The organism is Paenibacillus arenilitoris (assembly GCF_014705655.1).
Lineage (GTDB): Bacteria > Bacillota > Bacilli > Paenibacillales > Paenibacillaceae > Pristimantibacillus > Pristimantibacillus arenilitoris.
On sequence record NZ_JACXIY010000036.1, the window covers coordinates 36,469 to 51,362 of the forward strand.

Genomic DNA, 14,894 nt, shown 5'->3' on the forward strand with positions numbered 1-14,894 from the left:
AATGGAGCTGTATATGTCGCTCGCCATCGGCGTTATTTTCACCGTCGGCGTCTATCTGATTTTGTCCAAAAGCTTGCTGCGCATCATTCTGGGCACGTCGCTGCTGACACACGGCGTTCACCTGCTGCTGCTCACGATGTCCCGGCTCAAGACGGGCGCGGCGCCGCTTCTCGGACAGAAGGCGGACGCCTATGTCGATCCGCTGCCGCAGGCGCTTATCCTGACCTCGATCGTCATCAGCTTCGGCGTCACCTCGTTCTTCTTCGTGCTTGCCTACAAGGCGTATCAGAGGCTCGGGACCGACGACATGGAGCGGCTAAGGGGGAAGGACGATGAATAACCTGCTTGTCTTTCCGCTGCTTATCCCGCTATGCACGGCGGCCGTTCTTATTTTCCTGAAAAATAACGTCGCCGCCCAGCGCTGGATCAGCGCGCTCAGCATGCTCGCGACGGCTTCGGCGTCGGCTGCGCTGCTGATGAAGGTGAAGGCGGAGGGCATCCAGACGCTGCATATGAGCGGGTGGCTGCCGCCTTACGGCATTGTATTCACGGCGGATATGCTTGCCGCGCTGCTGGTTCTTGCTGCGACGGCAGTAAGCGCGTTCTGTCTGATCTACTCCTTCGGCACCGTCGGAGCGGATCGCGAGCGGCATTACTATTATCCGTTTATGCAGTTTTTGATGGTCGGCGTTAACGGCTCGTTCCTTACGGGGGATTTGTTCAACCTGTTCGTCTGCTTCGAGGTGATGCTCATTTCTTCCTATGCGCTCATCGTTCTCGGGGGTACGAAGAAGCAGCTTCGGGAGACGCTGAAATATATGCTGATCAATATTTTGTCATCGACGCTGTTCGTCGCCGCCGTCGCCTATCTGTACGGGGCGGTCGGCACGCTGAACATGGCCGACTTGTCCGTGCGGGTGGCGGAAGCGGGGCAGGGCGGCGTGCTGAACGCGATTGCCGTCTTGTTCCTGATCGTATTCTCGCTGAAAGCCGGCCTGTTCCTGTTCTTCTGGCTTCCCGGCTCGTACGGCGTTCCGCCCGCGGCCGTCGCCGCCTTGTTCGGCGGCTTGCTGACGAAGGTCGGGTTGTACGCGCTGATCCGCACGTTCACGTTGATTTTCTACCACGAGCCGCAGGCGACGCACGGCTGGATCGGCTGGATGGCGGGCGCCACGATGGTCCTCGGCGCGCTCGGGGCCATCGCATATGCCGACGTGCAGCGCATATTGAACTATAACGTCGTGATCAGCGTCGGCTTTCTGGCATTCGGGCTCGCGGCCGGATCGAAGGATTCGCTTGACGGCGCCGTCTTCTATCTGCTGCACGACATGCTGGCCAAGGCACTGCTGTTTCTGCTCGGAGGCATGATCGTTCATCTGGCCGGCACGAATAAGCTGAAGGAAATGGGCGGCCTGATCAAGCGTTACCCGGCCGTCGGCTGGATGTTCTTCGCCGCGGCGCTGGCCGTCGCCGGCATCCCGCCGCTGAGCGGATTTGCCGGCAAGCTTCTGCTGATCCGGGGAGGCTTGCAGGAGCGGGAGTACGAGCTCGCCGCGATATCGCTCGCATCCAGCCTGATCGTGCTCTATTCGCTCATCCGCTTGTTCATGCATGCGTTCTGGGGCGATGAGAAGGCTCGTCCGGGGCGAGAGCCGGTGCCGGCGCTATCCATAGGAATGCTTGCGTCCACAGCCTGTCTGACCGTCCTCGTTATCGCCGTCGGGCTGGGCTCGGAATGGGTGTACCGGTTCGTCGCGGAGGCGGGGGACACGCTTATGAATCCGGCGGCGTATATTGACGCCGTATTGAAGGAGTAGAGAGGACATGGCTTTGCAAATCCTGTTGAATTTTATTATCGCCTTCGTCTGGATGTTCCTGTTCGAAGATTGGTCGTTCTCCCGGTTTGCGGTCGGTTATTTGCTCGGCATCGCGAGCATCGGGCTGCTGAGCCGCTTCTGGCCGCAGGGCTTCTACTTGAGACGGCTGTGGGCGGCTTTGAAGCTTCTGCTCTTGTTCGCGAAAGAGCTGCTCCTCTCGAGCTGGGCGGTGATGGTTCACGTCATGCGGCCAAGGCTTGCGGTCAGGCCCGGCATATTCGCGCTCAAGACCGAGCTGAAGTCGGATTGGGAGATTACGCTCCTCTCCTGCCTGATCTGCCTGACCCCGGGGACGTTGACGCTCGACGTGGCGCGGGACGGACGCATCTTATATATCCACGCGATGGACATCGAAGACGCGGAGGAGCTGTCGGAGCAAATCAAGGGGACGTTCGAGCGGGCGATTATGGAGGTGACGCGGTGATGCTGTCCACGATGCTGCTCGTTTCGCTCGGCATTCTGTCGCTCGCGGTCATCGGCTGCATGTACCGTCTGCTCAAGGGGCCGTCCATCGCCGACCGGATTGCCGCGCTCGATACGATCGGCATTTTGCTGCTGTCCATGATCGCCGTCGTCTGCATGCTGCTGAAGACGTTCGCGTACATCGACATTATTCTGGTCATCGGCATATTGACCTTTATCGGGACGACGGCTTTCGCGAGGTATATCGAAAGAGGTGAGGTCATTGAACATGGTGATGATTAGCGCGGCCGGCGAAATCGCCATCGGCCTAATCGTGCTGACCGGATCGCTGATCGGTGCGCTTAGCGCGTTAGGTCTGATCCGGCTGCCGGACGTCTACCTGAGGTCGCATGCCGCGACGAAGAGCGCGACGCTCGGGGTGCTGCTTATTCTAACCGGCGCCTTCCTGTACTTTGCGTTCTATTTGGAGCATGTGAGCGCCAAGCTGCTGCTCGGCATCGCGTTCGTGTTCGTAACCTCGCCGGTCGCCGGCCATTTGAACGGCAGAGCGGCTTATCGCTCGGGCGTCCCGCTATGGGAGAGAAGCGTGCGGGACGATCTGTCGGGCGTTTACAAGAGGGGGCGGGAGGAACGGGATCCCGAGCAATAGCCTATAGCAGGCGTTGGCGCTTCAACAGAAGATAATAGAAATAAACAAGATAATAGGCGAAGACGTAGGACAAATACGTCCAGCCGACGTTCCAGCCGTTGTCGTACCATACCCGGCCGATCAGCAGGCCGAAGCATTCGAGCAGCGTCGTGCCCAGGGAAAACAAGAGGATAATAAGCAGCGATCCCCGTTTGCGGGCATGAATCGCCCAGATCAAGGACGCGGCCAGTATGGCATAGAGGCCGAGATCGAGCGGCAGGGCGGCTACGGATTCGTTGTTTTCCTTGACCGGGGCGAAGATCCAATACCGCTCGTGAATGCCCCAGTCGTTGATCGTATGGGAGATGACGATGCCGACCGGGAAGATGAGCAGCAATATTTTGGGCACTTTGCGAGCCATATAGATGCCGAACAGCCACGGAACGATTAAGCCCCAGAAGTAGTTAAAAAGCATGATCATGACCCTTTCGCGAATTTGTTTACCCGTTAGCGTACCCCCAATTGGAAGCAAATACGCGCGGGCAAATGCGGACGGCTCCGTTCCTCAAGAGAACGGAGCCGTTTTTTGTGCCGCAAATACCCCGCCCGGACCTGTCCGATCCGCGGGCGCGACAAGCCGCCGGATCAGAACCGGTTCGCCTGCTGCTCGCACCAGTCGCCGATGACGGGCAGCTTGCCGAGCCGGCCTTGGAGAGCGAGCAGCATGAGCCCGATCCACAAAATCAGCCCGATGGGCGCAAGCAGGAAGTTAAGAAACAATCCGATCAACGGGATGAAACCGAACAGGATATTCAGCACGATCAATCCGACGCATACGACGGTCGACTGCATGGCGTGCAGGCGGACGTATCGGCTCTGCTTCTCGAGCACGAGAAAAATAATGCCGGTAACGAATCCCCCCAAATAACAAAGCAAGCCCGCTACTTTCGGGTCGAGGCCGGTCGAGGAAGGATCCGGCTGCAAGGACGGTTGCATGGTGGCGCTTCACCCTTTCCTGTTTTACATATTCTTGCCATGATTGTATTCGGCGGAAGCGGCTCGTAGACCTTTTTACGATTGAATCAATTTCCAAAAAATCGCCTATAATTTGTTTTCATTCGACTTAAAAAAGGGTAATTGCAGCCATATAACGTCAAAATCCGTCTGCGTCTTCCAATAAAAAATGTTTCCAGCGCAGGCGAAATTTTCTGTAAAAGTTTTGTAACCTGTTTTGTCGAACGATCGTCTAAAATGAGAGGGAGCGCGATTTATGCAAAAATAGCGATAAGGAGAAGCCATCATATTATGAATAAACGAAAAAAATGGATGTACAGAGGCACCGCCGCACTGGCGGTCGTCGTGCTGCTTGCCGCCGCCTTCTTCAACCGCGGAGCGCTGGCCATGCTCGGATTCGATTGGCTGATCGAGGATCACGTGGAGAAGCAGCTGGAGCCGACGTATAAGCCGGTGGAGAGGACGAAGCCCGTGCCGGTCGCGACCGAGAAGAAGCAGGACCCGTTCGCGATGCTGCTGCTCGGCGTCGACCAGCGCGGCAACGAGATCGGGCGATCGGATACGATGATTTACACGGTCGTCCGTCCGGAGGACGGCAACCTGCTCATGCTGTCGATCCCGCGCGACACGTACGTCGAAATCGTCGGCGAAGGATACGAGGACAAAATCACGCACGCCTACGCGTTCGGCGGGGCGGGCATGGCGATGGACACGGTCGAGAAGCTGCTCGATTCGCCGATTCATTACTACGCTTCGATCAATTTCGAAGGGTTCCGCCAAGTGATCGACAAGCTGGGAGGCATGCCGCTTCCGATCGAAGAGGACATGGTGAACGACGATTACGACCACGAGAAATTCGTTATCAAAGCCGGCCAGGAGACGTACGACGGGCAGGATACGCTTAATTACGTCCGCTACCGCGAGGATGCGGGCGGCGATATGAACCGCACGGAGCGGCATCAAATTTTCTTGACCCTGCTGATGGACAAGGCGAAGCAAATGAACCAATGGTCCAAAATTCCCGAGATGTTCGACATTATGGGCGAGAATTTCAGCACGGATATGCGGCCCCAGCAGCTGATCGATCTCGGGCAAGATATGCTGTCGGCGAAGGAGCGCCGCATATACAGCCATTCGCTGCTCGGCACCGGGGGCCGGCTGAAGAGCGGCGGGGCCTGGTATTATTTTGCCGACGAAGAGGATTTGGCGAAGGCGCAGGCGATGATCAAGAGCTGGCTGGATCCGAATACCCCTGCCGCAAGCCTGATTCTTCCGGACAAATACGGCGCGAATAAGCCGAAGGAAGTACAATCGCTGTCCAGCGCGGAGAATACGACCGCCGAGCAATAAGCCCCTTGCCCGGACCGTCTGCCGCCTTTACAATAGGGGATGGAGCAAACGGAACGGAGTTGAAGAGATGAATATCGCTTTTTTCTTATTGCCGAAGCAGGACGTCGTATGCTTCACGCAGGACATGACGCTTCGGCAGACGCTCGAGCGGATGGAATACCACCGTTTCGCGGCCGTGCCGATCATCGATGAGGAAGGCGGCTACGCGGGCACGGTAACCGAGGGCGATCTGCTCTGGTACATCAAGCGGCACGCCGACCTGACCCTGGAGCAGACGAACAAGGTGAAGCTGACGGAGGTTCCGCTCCGCATGAACAACAAGACGGTGCGGATCGACGCGAACATGGACGATTTGATCTCGCTCGCGAAGGTGCAGAACTTCGTCCCCGTCGTGGACGACATGAACCGCTTCATCGGCATCGTCCGCCGAAGCGAGATCATCGATTACTGCGAGAAGATCATCATGCAGCAGCAAAGCGTCTGAACGGCAACGTTACGCGCGTCAAATGGATAAAATAAGAGGCAGCCGGACGGAATGAGAAAGTGGTTCCGTCTTTTTTTTATGCTATAATGGGGTGTAAAAGTTTCGTAAGGAACTGATGATTATGATGCGCAAGAGGTGAACGGTTTGAAAACCGGCTTGAAACCAGTGCTGTGGAGCTGTGCGGCACTCCTATTATTATTGTCCTTAGTATTGCCGTTATTGAACGTCATTACGATGCTGCTGCTGATGGTGCCGTACGTGGTGCTGTACGCGACGCTGCCGCCGAAATCGTTCGTGCTTCATCTCCTGCCCGTATGGGTGATCGCTTATTTCGTGGGAGGGCCGGCAACGCTTATTATCGGCTTGTTCTTCCTCATACCGTCGATCGTGATGGGCTATTTGTACGCGAAGCAGGCGCCCGCCTCGAAGGTGATCCGGACCGTGGGCGTCGTATTTCTGGCCCAGCTCATGCTGGAGCTGCTCGTGTTCGAGATGTTCCTCGATATTTCGCTTATTCGCGAGCTGAGCGCGATGGTCAGGGCTTCGATCGACAACATGGAGGCGCAAGGGCTGCTGACGCAGGAATGGAACGCCGAATTTACCGATACGGTTATCCGGACGATGATCAATTCGATTCCCGTCACGTTCATTATGATCGCCTTCGGATACACGGTTATTACGCAGTATCTCGTCCGCAAGGCTCTGAAGTGGAGCGGCGGGCCGGAAGCGCCGAGATTCGCGCGCGCCAGGGACTGGCGCTTGCCGCGCATCCTCGTCCTTATTTATTTGATCGCGTACGTCATCGAGCTGTTCTCCACGCCAACGGGAGACTCGTTCTTCGCGGTGGCGGTCATGAATCTGGTGCCCTTGCTTAGTTTTGTGTTCGCATTCCAGGCCGTCGGATTTTTCTTCTTCCTCGCGCATCAGCGGGGATGGAACAAAGCGGTGCCGGTCATCCTGGCGATTCCGGTTCTGATCTTCCCGCCGCTGAGCCTTATCGGCGTGCTGGATACCGCTTTTCCTATCCGGAAGTCATTCACGAAACCATAACACGGGAGCGGATCGGAAATGCCGAAATTTTTGGTAACGCGCTGGCACGGCATGCATCAAATATGGGCTTTTATCCTGCTTGCGTTCATGACGGTGGCACTTGCCTGGTATGAATGGCTGCTCGGTTTGGTTGCGCTCGTATTAACGGCCGCTCTCGGGGTTTATACCGTCATGGCGGAGAGGGCGTTCCGCAAAGATTTGAAATCGTATTTGGGCACGCTGTCCTACCGGGTGAAGAAGGCGGGCAACGACGTGATCACCGAGCTGCCGCTGGGCATTATTTTGTACAACGAGGACCGGACGGTCGATTGGCATAATCCGTACATTGCCCAAATGCTGGAGAAGGAGAGCGTCGTAGGCGTGCCGCTTACGGAGCTGTTCCCGACGCTGCAGCAGGTGAAGGAGCGCGAGAGCGCCATCGAGGCGAAGATCGGCTCGAACGTGTATGAGCTGATCTTCAAGCAGAAGGAACGCCTCCTATATGTCAAGAACATAACAGAGCTTTGGAACCTCGGCCGGAAATACGACGACGAGAAGCTCGTGCTCGGCGTCGTCATGATCGACAACCTCGAAGAGGTGTCGCAAGGGCTGGACGACCATCAGCGCAGCTCGATGCTCTCGAAGGTGACGGCCGAAATTACCGAATGGGCGCAGAAGTTCCATATTTATTTGAAGCGGCTGACAAACGACAAGTTCCTGTTGATCACCGACCAGAAGACGCTCAGGCAGCTGGAGCAGTCGCGGTTCGTCGTGCTCGACGAGGTGCGGGACATTACCGGCGACCACAAAATCCCGGTCACGCTCAGCATCGGCTTCGCGGCCGGCGCCAGCCACATTACCGAGCTCGGCCAATGGGCGCATACGAGCCTCGACATCGCCCTCGGGCGCGGCGGCGACCAGGCGGCGGTCAAGGTCGGCAGCCGGCAGTCGTTCTACGGCGGCAAGTCGAACGCGGTGGAGAAGCGGACCCGCGTCCGCGCGAGGGTCGTGGCGCACGCGCTGCGGGATCTGATGCGCGAGAGCCACAATATCGTCATTATGGGCCACAAGATGCCCGACATGGACGCGATCGGCGCGGCGATCGGCGTGCTGAAGGCGGCGCAGCTGTTCGGCAAGGAAGCGTATATCGTGCTCGAAGGCGTCAATCCGGCGATCCAGAAGATGATGGAGATGATCAAGGAGGACGAGAAGCTCTCGAAGCGGTTCGTATCGCCGGAGCAGGCGCTCTCCCTGGTGACGCATCAGACGCTCGCCGTCGTCGTCGACACGCACAAGGTGTCGATGGTGAAGGAGCCGAAGCTGCTCAGCTTGACCGAGCGCATCGTCGTCGTCGATCATCACCGCCGCAGCGAGGAATTCATATCGAACGCGACCTTGGTCTATATGGAGCCTTACGCGTCGTCGGCCTGCGAGCTGGTGACGGAGCTGCTGCAGTACATCCATGATCGCGTCGTGCTCGACGTAAGGGAGTCGACGGCGCTGCTCGCCGGCATTACGGTCGATACGAAGAGCTTCTCGCTCCGGACGGGCGCGCGCACGTTCGAGGCGGCGTCGTTCCTGCGCCGAAGCGGCGCGGACACCACGATGATCCAGCGGATGCTGAAGGAGGATCTCGAGGAGTACGTGCGCAAGGCGGAGATCATCAAGCATGCCGAGGTGCTCTACGAGCACGTGGCGATCGCGGTCACGGAGAGCGGGCGCAAATATTCGCAGCTCCTGATCGCGCAGTCGGCCGATACGCTGCTCAATATGACGGACATCCACGCGTCCTTCGTCATCGGCGAGCGGCCCGACGGCCTCATCGGCATCAGCGCGCGCTCGCTCGGGGATATGAACGTGCAGGTCGTGATGGAGAGAATGGGCGGGGGCGGGCATTTGACGAATGCCGCCACGCAGCTGGAAGGGACCGTTCAGGAGGTAGCCGAGAGGCTGAAGCGGGTATTGGAAGAAATCGAAGCGGAAGAGGGGTTATTCGAATGAAAGTAATCTTTTTGCAGGACGTCAAAGGGCAAGGCAAGAAAGGGCAAATCAAGGAGTTGTCCGAAGGCTACGTGCGCAACTTCTTGCTGCCGAAGGGGCTGGCCAAAATCGCTTCCGAGGGCAACCTGAAGACGCTGGAGGTGCAGAACGCTTCCGAGCAGAAGCGCAAGGAGAAGGAGAAGGAAGACGCGGTCGCGCTCGGCAAGCGTCTCGACGAGCTGACGGTCGTCGTGAAGACGAAGGCCGGCGAGGGCGGCAGATTGTTCGGCGCCATCACGAGCAAGCAGATCGCCGAAGCGCTGGAAGCGCAGGGCATTAAGATCGATAAGCGCAAAATCGAGCTCGACGAGCCGATCCGCACGCTCGGCGTGACGCAGGTGGCCGTGAAGCTGCACCCCGAGGTGAAGGCGAAGCTGAGCGTTCAGGCTTCCGAGGAATAGCGGACGGCGTAGCGAAACGAGCTTATGCCGCCTAAGGACGGCGTCAGCCGTTTCCACATGATAAAAGGAGTGACCCATGAGTACAGAGCTTATGTTTGACCGCGTGCCGCCCCAGAACCTGGAGGCGGAGCAAGCCGTCATCGGCGCGGTGCTGCTGCAGACCGAAGCGCTGATCACGGCGATGGAGCGGGTGCGCAGCGAAGACTTCTACAGTGGTCCTCATCGATTGATATTCGAAGCGATGGTCGAGCTGGCCGAGGCCAACCAGCCGGTCGACCTCGTCACCTTGACCGCGCATATGCAGGACCAGCAGGTGCTCGAGGAAATCGGCGGCGTCAGCTACTTGGCGAAGCTTGCGAACTCGGTGCCGACGGCGGCGAACGTCGATTACTACGCGCAGATCGTCGAAGAGAAGTCGATGCTGCGGAGGCTCATCCGGACGGCGACGAACATCGTGTCCGACGGCTACGCCAATTCGGACGACGTCGCGGTATTGCTTGGCGATGCCGAGAAGAAAATATTGGAAATCTCGAACCGTCGCTCGGGCAGCGGCTTCATCTCCATCCGCGACGTGCTGATGGAGGTGTTCGAGAAGGTCGAGATGCTGTACACGAACCGCGGCGGCGGCCCGACGGGCATTCCGTCCGGCTTCACCGACCTCGACCGGATGACGGCCGGCTTCCAGCGGAGCGACCTGATCATCGTCGCGGCCCGTCCGTCGGTAGGGAAGACGGCGTTCGCGCTCAATATCGCCCAGAACGTCGGCGTCCGCGCCCGCGAGACGGTCGCCATCTTCAGCCTGGAGATGTCGGCCGCCCAGCTGGTGCAGCGGATGGTATGCGCCGAAGGCAACGTCGACGCGCAGCGAATGCGGACGGGCCATCTTGAGGGCGACGACTGGGAGAAGCTGACGATGGCGATCGGCGCCTTGTCGGAGTCAGAGGTGTACATCGACGACACACCGGGCATTACCGTCGCGGAGATTCGTTCGAAATGCCGCCGCCTGAAGAAGGAGCGCGGGCTCGGCATGATTCTGATCGACTACCTGCAGCTCATCTCCGGCCGCGGCAAGGCGGGCGAGAACCGGCAGCAGGAAGTTTCGGAAATATCGCGTACGCTGAAGCATATCGCGCGCGAGCTCGAGGTGCCGGTCATCGCGCTGTCGCAGCTCAGCCGGGGCGTCGAGCAGCGGCAGGACAAGCGTCCGATGATGTCCGACCTCCGGGAATCGGGCTCGATCGAGCAGGACGCCGACATCGTCGCGTTCCTGTACCGGGACGATTACTACGACAAGGAATCCGAGAAGAAGAACATTATCGAAATCATCATCGCGAAGCAGCGTAACGGCCCGGTCGGCACGGTCGAGCTGGCGTTCCTGAAGCAGTTCAACAAATTCGTGAGCCTGGACCGGACGCACGAGGAGCCGCCGCACGCTTCCTAAATAATTCCCGAACAATTGCATGGGCGACTATGCAATTGTTCGTTTTTCGTTTGACTTCTCGAGGCCGGACTGCTACACTAATAATGCTGTCTTTTGACTTTTAACGCGTCGCCTCGATAAGGCGAATGCCGCGTTAATGCCATAAGACGGTAATTTTCGGTGTTCGTAAACGCCGGACGGGGGTATGATTATGTCTACGGTAGTTGTTGTTGGTACGCAGTGGGGAGACGAAGGGAAAGGCAAAATCACCGATTTCTTGGCAGAAGGAGCCGACGTCGTTGCTCGTTACCAAGGGGGGAACAATGCCGGACACACGATCCTCATCAATAACAAAAAATACAAATTGACGATGATTCCATCGGGAATTTTCAACCATAACAAAACTTGCGTCATCGGCAACGGGATGGTTATCAACCCGCAGGCGCTGATCGACGAAATCAATTATATCCACGAGAACGGCTTCTCGACCGACAATTTGAAAATCAGCGACCGCGCGCATGTCATCATGCCGTACCACCTCGTGCTCGACGCGCTCGAGGAAGACCGGAAGGGTGACAACAAGATCGGCACGACACGCAAAGGCATCGGTCCGTGCTACATGGACAAGGCGGCGCGCAACGGCATCCGGATCGCCGACCTGATGGACGGGGAGAGCTTTGGGGCGCGCGTCCGCGCCATCGTCGCCGAGAAGAACCAACTGATCGAGCAGGTATACGGCGGCGAGCCGCTTAACGCCGACCAGATCGTAAGCGACTACCTGGGCTATGCCGACATTTTGCGCCCATACGTCACCGACACGTCCGTCGTGCTGAACGACGCGATCGACGCGGGCCAGAAGGTGCTGTTCGAAGGCGCGCAGGGCGTCATGCTCGACATCGACCAAGGCACGTATCCGTTCGTCACGTCCTCGAACCCGTCGGCCGGCGGCGTCTGCATCGGCTCCGGCGTAGGTCCGTCGAAGATTCAGCAAGTCATCGGCGTTGCCAAGGCGTATACGACGCGCGTAGGGGACGGTCCGTTCCCGACCGAGCAGGATAACGAGATCGGCCAATTGATCCGCGACAAGGGGCACGAATACGGCACGGTTACCGGCCGTCCGCGCCGCGTCGGCTGGTTCGATACGGTCGTCGTCCGCCATGCCCGCCGCGTCAGCGGCATTACGGGCTTGTCGCTCAACTCGCTGGACGTGCTGACGGGACTCGATACGGTCAAGATCTGCACGGGCTACAAGCTGCGCGGCGAAGTGATCGAGAACTACCCGGCGAACCTGAAGCTCGTCTCCGAATGCGAAGCGATCTACGAGGAGCTTCCGGGCTGGTCGGAGGACATTTCGAACGCGAAGACGCTCGAGGACCTGCCGGAGAACACGCGCAACTACGTGAACCGCGTATCCGAGCTGACGGGCATTCCGATCGCGATCTTCTCGGTCGGCCGCAACCGCGAGCAGACGAATCCCGTTCGTCCGATCTATGAATAGTCGGCAATGAAGGATGGCCTTTGGCCATCCTTTTTTTTGTTCTCTCGCAGCCGAGCCTATCGCGAAATAAATAGAGCGGATGGAATGGACGGCCGGATTGTTGACCATAATGGTAGGTATCGGATTAGGGTAGCAGGCGTCGATTGCTAGCGGATCGGCTGCCGAATCGAGAGGATTGGTGATTCGTATGTTCAAAAAAATAGGGTGGCTCGCGAAGCTGATCGCCGCCGGGCTGATCGTAAGCTTCCTGTCGATATGGACGACCGGATACATCGTGACGAGCTACGTGGACACGCTGCTGAAGCAGTTCAATCTGCCGCTCGACGTGCCGCCGATGGCCACGTCCGGCGTCTGGGGCAAGCTGTGGGGAGCCGATCCGCTGCTGAAGACGGATATCGCGGATAAGGAGGGAACGTCGCCTGCCGGTGAGGACGGGACGGAGAAGGACGAGCCTGCGGGCGAGGGCCAGGGCGAGGAGCCCGAGGCGGTAGACGCGTTCGGCCAGCTCGAGGACGCGCCGCTCACCGATATCGGCGTAGGCAGCGGGACCCAGGCGAACGGGGGAGCTGAGTCCGAAGGCGGAGCGGAGCAGGAGGGTGCGTCTGGGATCGACGGCACCGAGACGGCCGTTACGACGGACGAATTGTCCGAAGTGAAGGAGCAAATGACCGATCAGGACAAGGAAACGCTGTTCGGGCTGTTAATGGACAAGCTGCCGCAGCAATCGTGGCAGACGATCTCCCAGTATGTCGAAAACGGCCTGACCGAGCAGGAATTGACGGACATTCAGCAGATCATGGCGCAGTATCTGGACAAGACCGAATACGAGCAGATGATGACCATTCTGAAAAAATATTAATATAGTGAACGTAGTGTAAAGGTTGCTCCAATTGTTGGGCATGTGTTACATTATTAGGCGAGTGATCCGACGGGAGAATTCGCCTTTTTTTATTGTCGGAATCTGGAAATCTAGTTGCAAAAGCGCGAAAAGGAGACAATCATGACCGATTTCAGGGACAAGGGTCGGATGAAGAAAGCATGGGAACAAGCGACCCAGTACTTTCGTCATGGTCGGCCGCAGCACTTGAATGGCAAGACGAAGCAGCAAACCGTAAGCGATCGGGCTATCAAGCCTTTTTGGCGGAAGAAGCCGGTGTTGCTGACGGGCGGGGCGCTCATACTCCTCGCAGTGGCCGGATTTGGCGGCATGCAATATGTTCAAGCAAATACCGTAACTTTTTATAACGTATATATGAACGGCACGGCGGTCGGCACCGTAAGCACGCCCGACGAGGTGGAACAGCTCGTTCTGCTGGAGACCGAGGAGATTCAGAAGGCCAACCCCGACGTGAATATGATTCTCGATACCGGAGAGCTTACATACGAAAGCGACAGCGGTTATAAGGCGGAGCCCGAGACCGAAGCGACGCTGAATAAGCTTGAAGGTATGTTCACCGCTCACGCGGAAGGCGTGGAAGTGAAGGTTGACGGCAAGGTCATCGGAATCGTGAAGGATCAGCAGACGGCGGACGATATTTTGCTCCGCGTCCAGAGCAAGTTCGCCCCCGAGCTGGCGGCGGCGAAGAAGAAGGATAAGGAAGTCAGGTCGCTCTCCTTCAGCGCCGAAGAGGCGGAGGCGGCCGATGCGGCTGCGAAGAGCGCGCCGTCCAAGGAGCCGGGCCGGGAAGTGACGGAAGTCGCGTTCATGGAAGCCGTTCTGACGGAAACGGTGGACGCCGATCCGGAACAGATCAAGGCGGCGGAAGACATTTACAAGATGCTCGTTCAGGGCAGCGTAAAGCCGACGAAATATACGGTGAAGGAAGGGGATTGCATCGGCTGCATCGCACAGCAGTTCGACATTTCCCCGGAGGTCATTTACGAGAATAATAGCTGGATCAAGGACGACAAGATTACGATCGGCGACGTGCTCGACCTGACGGTGCTTCAGCCGGAGCTGACGGTGAAGACGGTCGAGAATCTGGTCGAGGTCGAATCGATCGAGCCGCCGGTCGAAGTGAAGCAGAACGCGAGCATGCGCGTGGGCGAATCGAAGACGCTCTCCGAAGGAACCCCTGGCTCGAAGCGGTTGACGTACAAGATCGTGAAGCAGAACGGCTACGTCGTCAGCGAAGAGCTGCTGACGAAGGAGATCATCAAGGAAGCGACGCCGAAGATCGTCGAACGCGGCACGAAGGTGGTGCTCGGCGAAGGCAGCGGCAACTTCGCGATGCCGGTATCGGGCTCCAGGCTGACAAGCAAGTTCGGCCAGCGTTGGGGACGGATGCACAACGGAATCGATCTGACGGGCAACAAGAACATCAAGGCGTCCGATGCGGGCAAGGTCACGTTTGTCGGCACGAAGGAAGGGCTAGGCAAGACGATCGTCATCGACCATAAGAACGGCTACGAGACGGTGTACGGCCATTTGAGCTCCTATAAGGTAAGCGATGGCGATATCGTCGAGAAGGGCGATATTATCGGCATCATGGGCAGCACGGGCAATTCGACCGGCGTCCATCTGCACTTCGAGATCCACAAGAACGGCGTGATTCAAAATCCGTTAAAGTACTTATAATTTCATACCCGATTTCAAGCAAAGAGAATCACTCCATCGCAAGGCGGAGCGGTTCTCTTTTTTTATTGGCGGGAGGCGCCCTGCGGCGAAGGAAAAACCTTGCTAACATGAGGGAAGTTTCATTGTGAACAAGGCATCGACGTGTGTTAGAA

General features: G+C 58.0%; 16 protein-coding genes. 14 read left to right on the top strand and 2 right to left on the bottom strand.

Features of this window, described 5'->3' with window-relative positions; all coding sequences use genetic code 11:
* Position 1 precedes the first annotated feature (1 nt).
* From IDH41_RS24710 to mnhG, 5 genes are read left to right on the top strand one after another with little or no spacing between them, the layout of a single operon-like run.
* Positions 2 to 340, top strand: a complete 339-nt coding sequence (locus IDH41_RS24710) for a Na(+)/H(+) antiporter subunit C (RefSeq protein ID WP_190865900.1) — start codon at positions 2 to 4, stop codon at positions 338 to 340.
* Entirely contained in the window at positions 333 to 1,817 is a 1,485-nt protein-coding gene (locus IDH41_RS24715; protein WP_190865902.1) for a Na+/H+ antiporter subunit D, read from the top strand. The genes IDH41_RS24710 and IDH41_RS24715 overlap by 8 nt, the downstream gene beginning before the upstream one ends.
* Positions 1,818 to 1,824: 7 nt before the next feature.
* A complete protein-coding gene (locus IDH41_RS24720; protein WP_190865904.1) occupies positions 1,825 to 2,301 on the top strand; it encodes a Na+/H+ antiporter subunit E in 477 nt (158 codons plus the stop codon).
* The gene (locus IDH41_RS24725; RefSeq protein WP_190865967.1) at positions 2,301 to 2,582 is read left to right on the top strand and encodes a Na(+)/H(+) antiporter subunit F1; all 282 of its coding nucleotides are present in this window, start codon (positions 2,301 to 2,303) and stop codon (positions 2,580 to 2,582) included. The genes IDH41_RS24720 and IDH41_RS24725 overlap by 1 nt, the downstream gene beginning before the upstream one ends.
* Positions 2,569 to 2,949 (top strand): monovalent cation/H(+) antiporter subunit G, encoded by a 381-nt coding sequence (mnhG, locus tag IDH41_RS24730; protein WP_223830043.1) that lies wholly within the window; start codon positions 2,569 to 2,571, stop codon positions 2,947 to 2,949. The genes IDH41_RS24725 and mnhG overlap by 14 nt, the downstream gene beginning before the upstream one ends.
* Before the next feature lies 1 nt (position 2,950).
* Here the strand turns inward: mnhG and IDH41_RS24735 are convergent, their stop codons facing one another.
* Positions 2,951 to 3,403 carry a hypothetical protein gene (locus IDH41_RS24735; protein WP_190865907.1) on the bottom strand — a complete coding sequence of 151 codons (453 nt, stop codon included), beginning with the start codon at positions 3,401 to 3,403 and terminating at the stop codon, positions 2,951 to 2,953.
* Positions 3,404 to 3,573: 170 nt separating this feature from the next.
* Complete coding sequence (locus IDH41_RS24740; RefSeq protein ID WP_190865909.1) at positions 3,574 to 3,924, bottom strand: DUF4870 domain-containing protein; 351 nt, start codon at positions 3,922 to 3,924, stop codon at positions 3,574 to 3,576.
* Positions 3,925 to 4,233: 309 nt separating this feature from the next.
* On the opposite strand from IDH41_RS24740, the gene IDH41_RS24745 reads away from it, so the two are divergent.
* The 9 genes from IDH41_RS24745 (at position 4,234) to IDH41_RS24785 (ending at position 14,742) form a co-directional block, all read left to right on the top strand.
* On the top strand, positions 4,234 to 5,292 hold the full coding sequence (locus tag IDH41_RS24745) for an LCP family protein (protein WP_190865911.1): 1,059 nt from the start codon (positions 4,234 to 4,236) through the stop codon (positions 5,290 to 5,292).
* 67 nt (positions 5,293 to 5,359) lie between these two features.
* Positions 5,360 to 5,776: a CBS domain-containing protein gene (locus tag IDH41_RS24750; RefSeq protein ID WP_190865912.1), complete on the top strand. Its 417-nt coding sequence runs from the start codon at positions 5,360 to 5,362 to the stop codon at positions 5,774 to 5,776.
* A gap of 144 nt (positions 5,777 to 5,920) precedes the next feature.
* Positions 5,921 to 6,826, top strand: coding sequence for a DUF2232 domain-containing protein (locus IDH41_RS24755; protein ID WP_223830040.1), 906 nt, complete (start codon positions 5,921 to 5,923; stop codon positions 6,824 to 6,826).
* 18 nt (positions 6,827 to 6,844) lie between these two features.
* Positions 6,845 to 8,806, top strand: coding sequence for a DHH family phosphoesterase (locus tag IDH41_RS24760; RefSeq protein ID WP_190865916.1), 1,962 nt, complete (start codon positions 6,845 to 6,847; stop codon positions 8,804 to 8,806).
* On the top strand, positions 8,803 to 9,246 hold the full coding sequence (gene rplI, locus IDH41_RS24765; protein ID WP_190865918.1) for a 50S ribosomal protein L9: 444 nt from the start codon (positions 8,803 to 8,805) through the stop codon (positions 9,244 to 9,246). Before IDH41_RS24760 ends, rplI begins: the two co-directional genes overlap by 4 nt.
* Positions 9,247 to 9,322: 76 nt before the next feature.
* Complete coding sequence (gene dnaB, locus IDH41_RS24770; protein WP_190865919.1) at positions 9,323 to 10,687, top strand: replicative DNA helicase; 1,365 nt, start codon at positions 9,323 to 9,325, stop codon at positions 10,685 to 10,687.
* A 190-nt stretch (positions 10,688 to 10,877) separates the two neighbouring features.
* Positions 10,878 to 12,164: an adenylosuccinate synthase gene (locus tag IDH41_RS24775; protein ID WP_190865921.1), complete on the top strand. Its 1,287-nt coding sequence runs from the start codon at positions 10,878 to 10,880 to the stop codon at positions 12,162 to 12,164.
* Between the two features lie 187 nt (positions 12,165 to 12,351).
* The gene (locus IDH41_RS24780; RefSeq protein ID WP_190865923.1) at positions 12,352 to 13,023 is read left to right on the top strand and encodes a hypothetical protein; all 672 of its coding nucleotides are present in this window, start codon (positions 12,352 to 12,354) and stop codon (positions 13,021 to 13,023) included.
* 141 nt (positions 13,024 to 13,164) lie between these two features.
* Entirely contained in the window at positions 13,165 to 14,742 is a 1,578-nt protein-coding gene (locus tag IDH41_RS24785; RefSeq protein ID WP_190865925.1) for a M23 family metallopeptidase, read from the top strand.
* Positions 14,743 to 14,894: the final 152 nt, after the last annotated feature.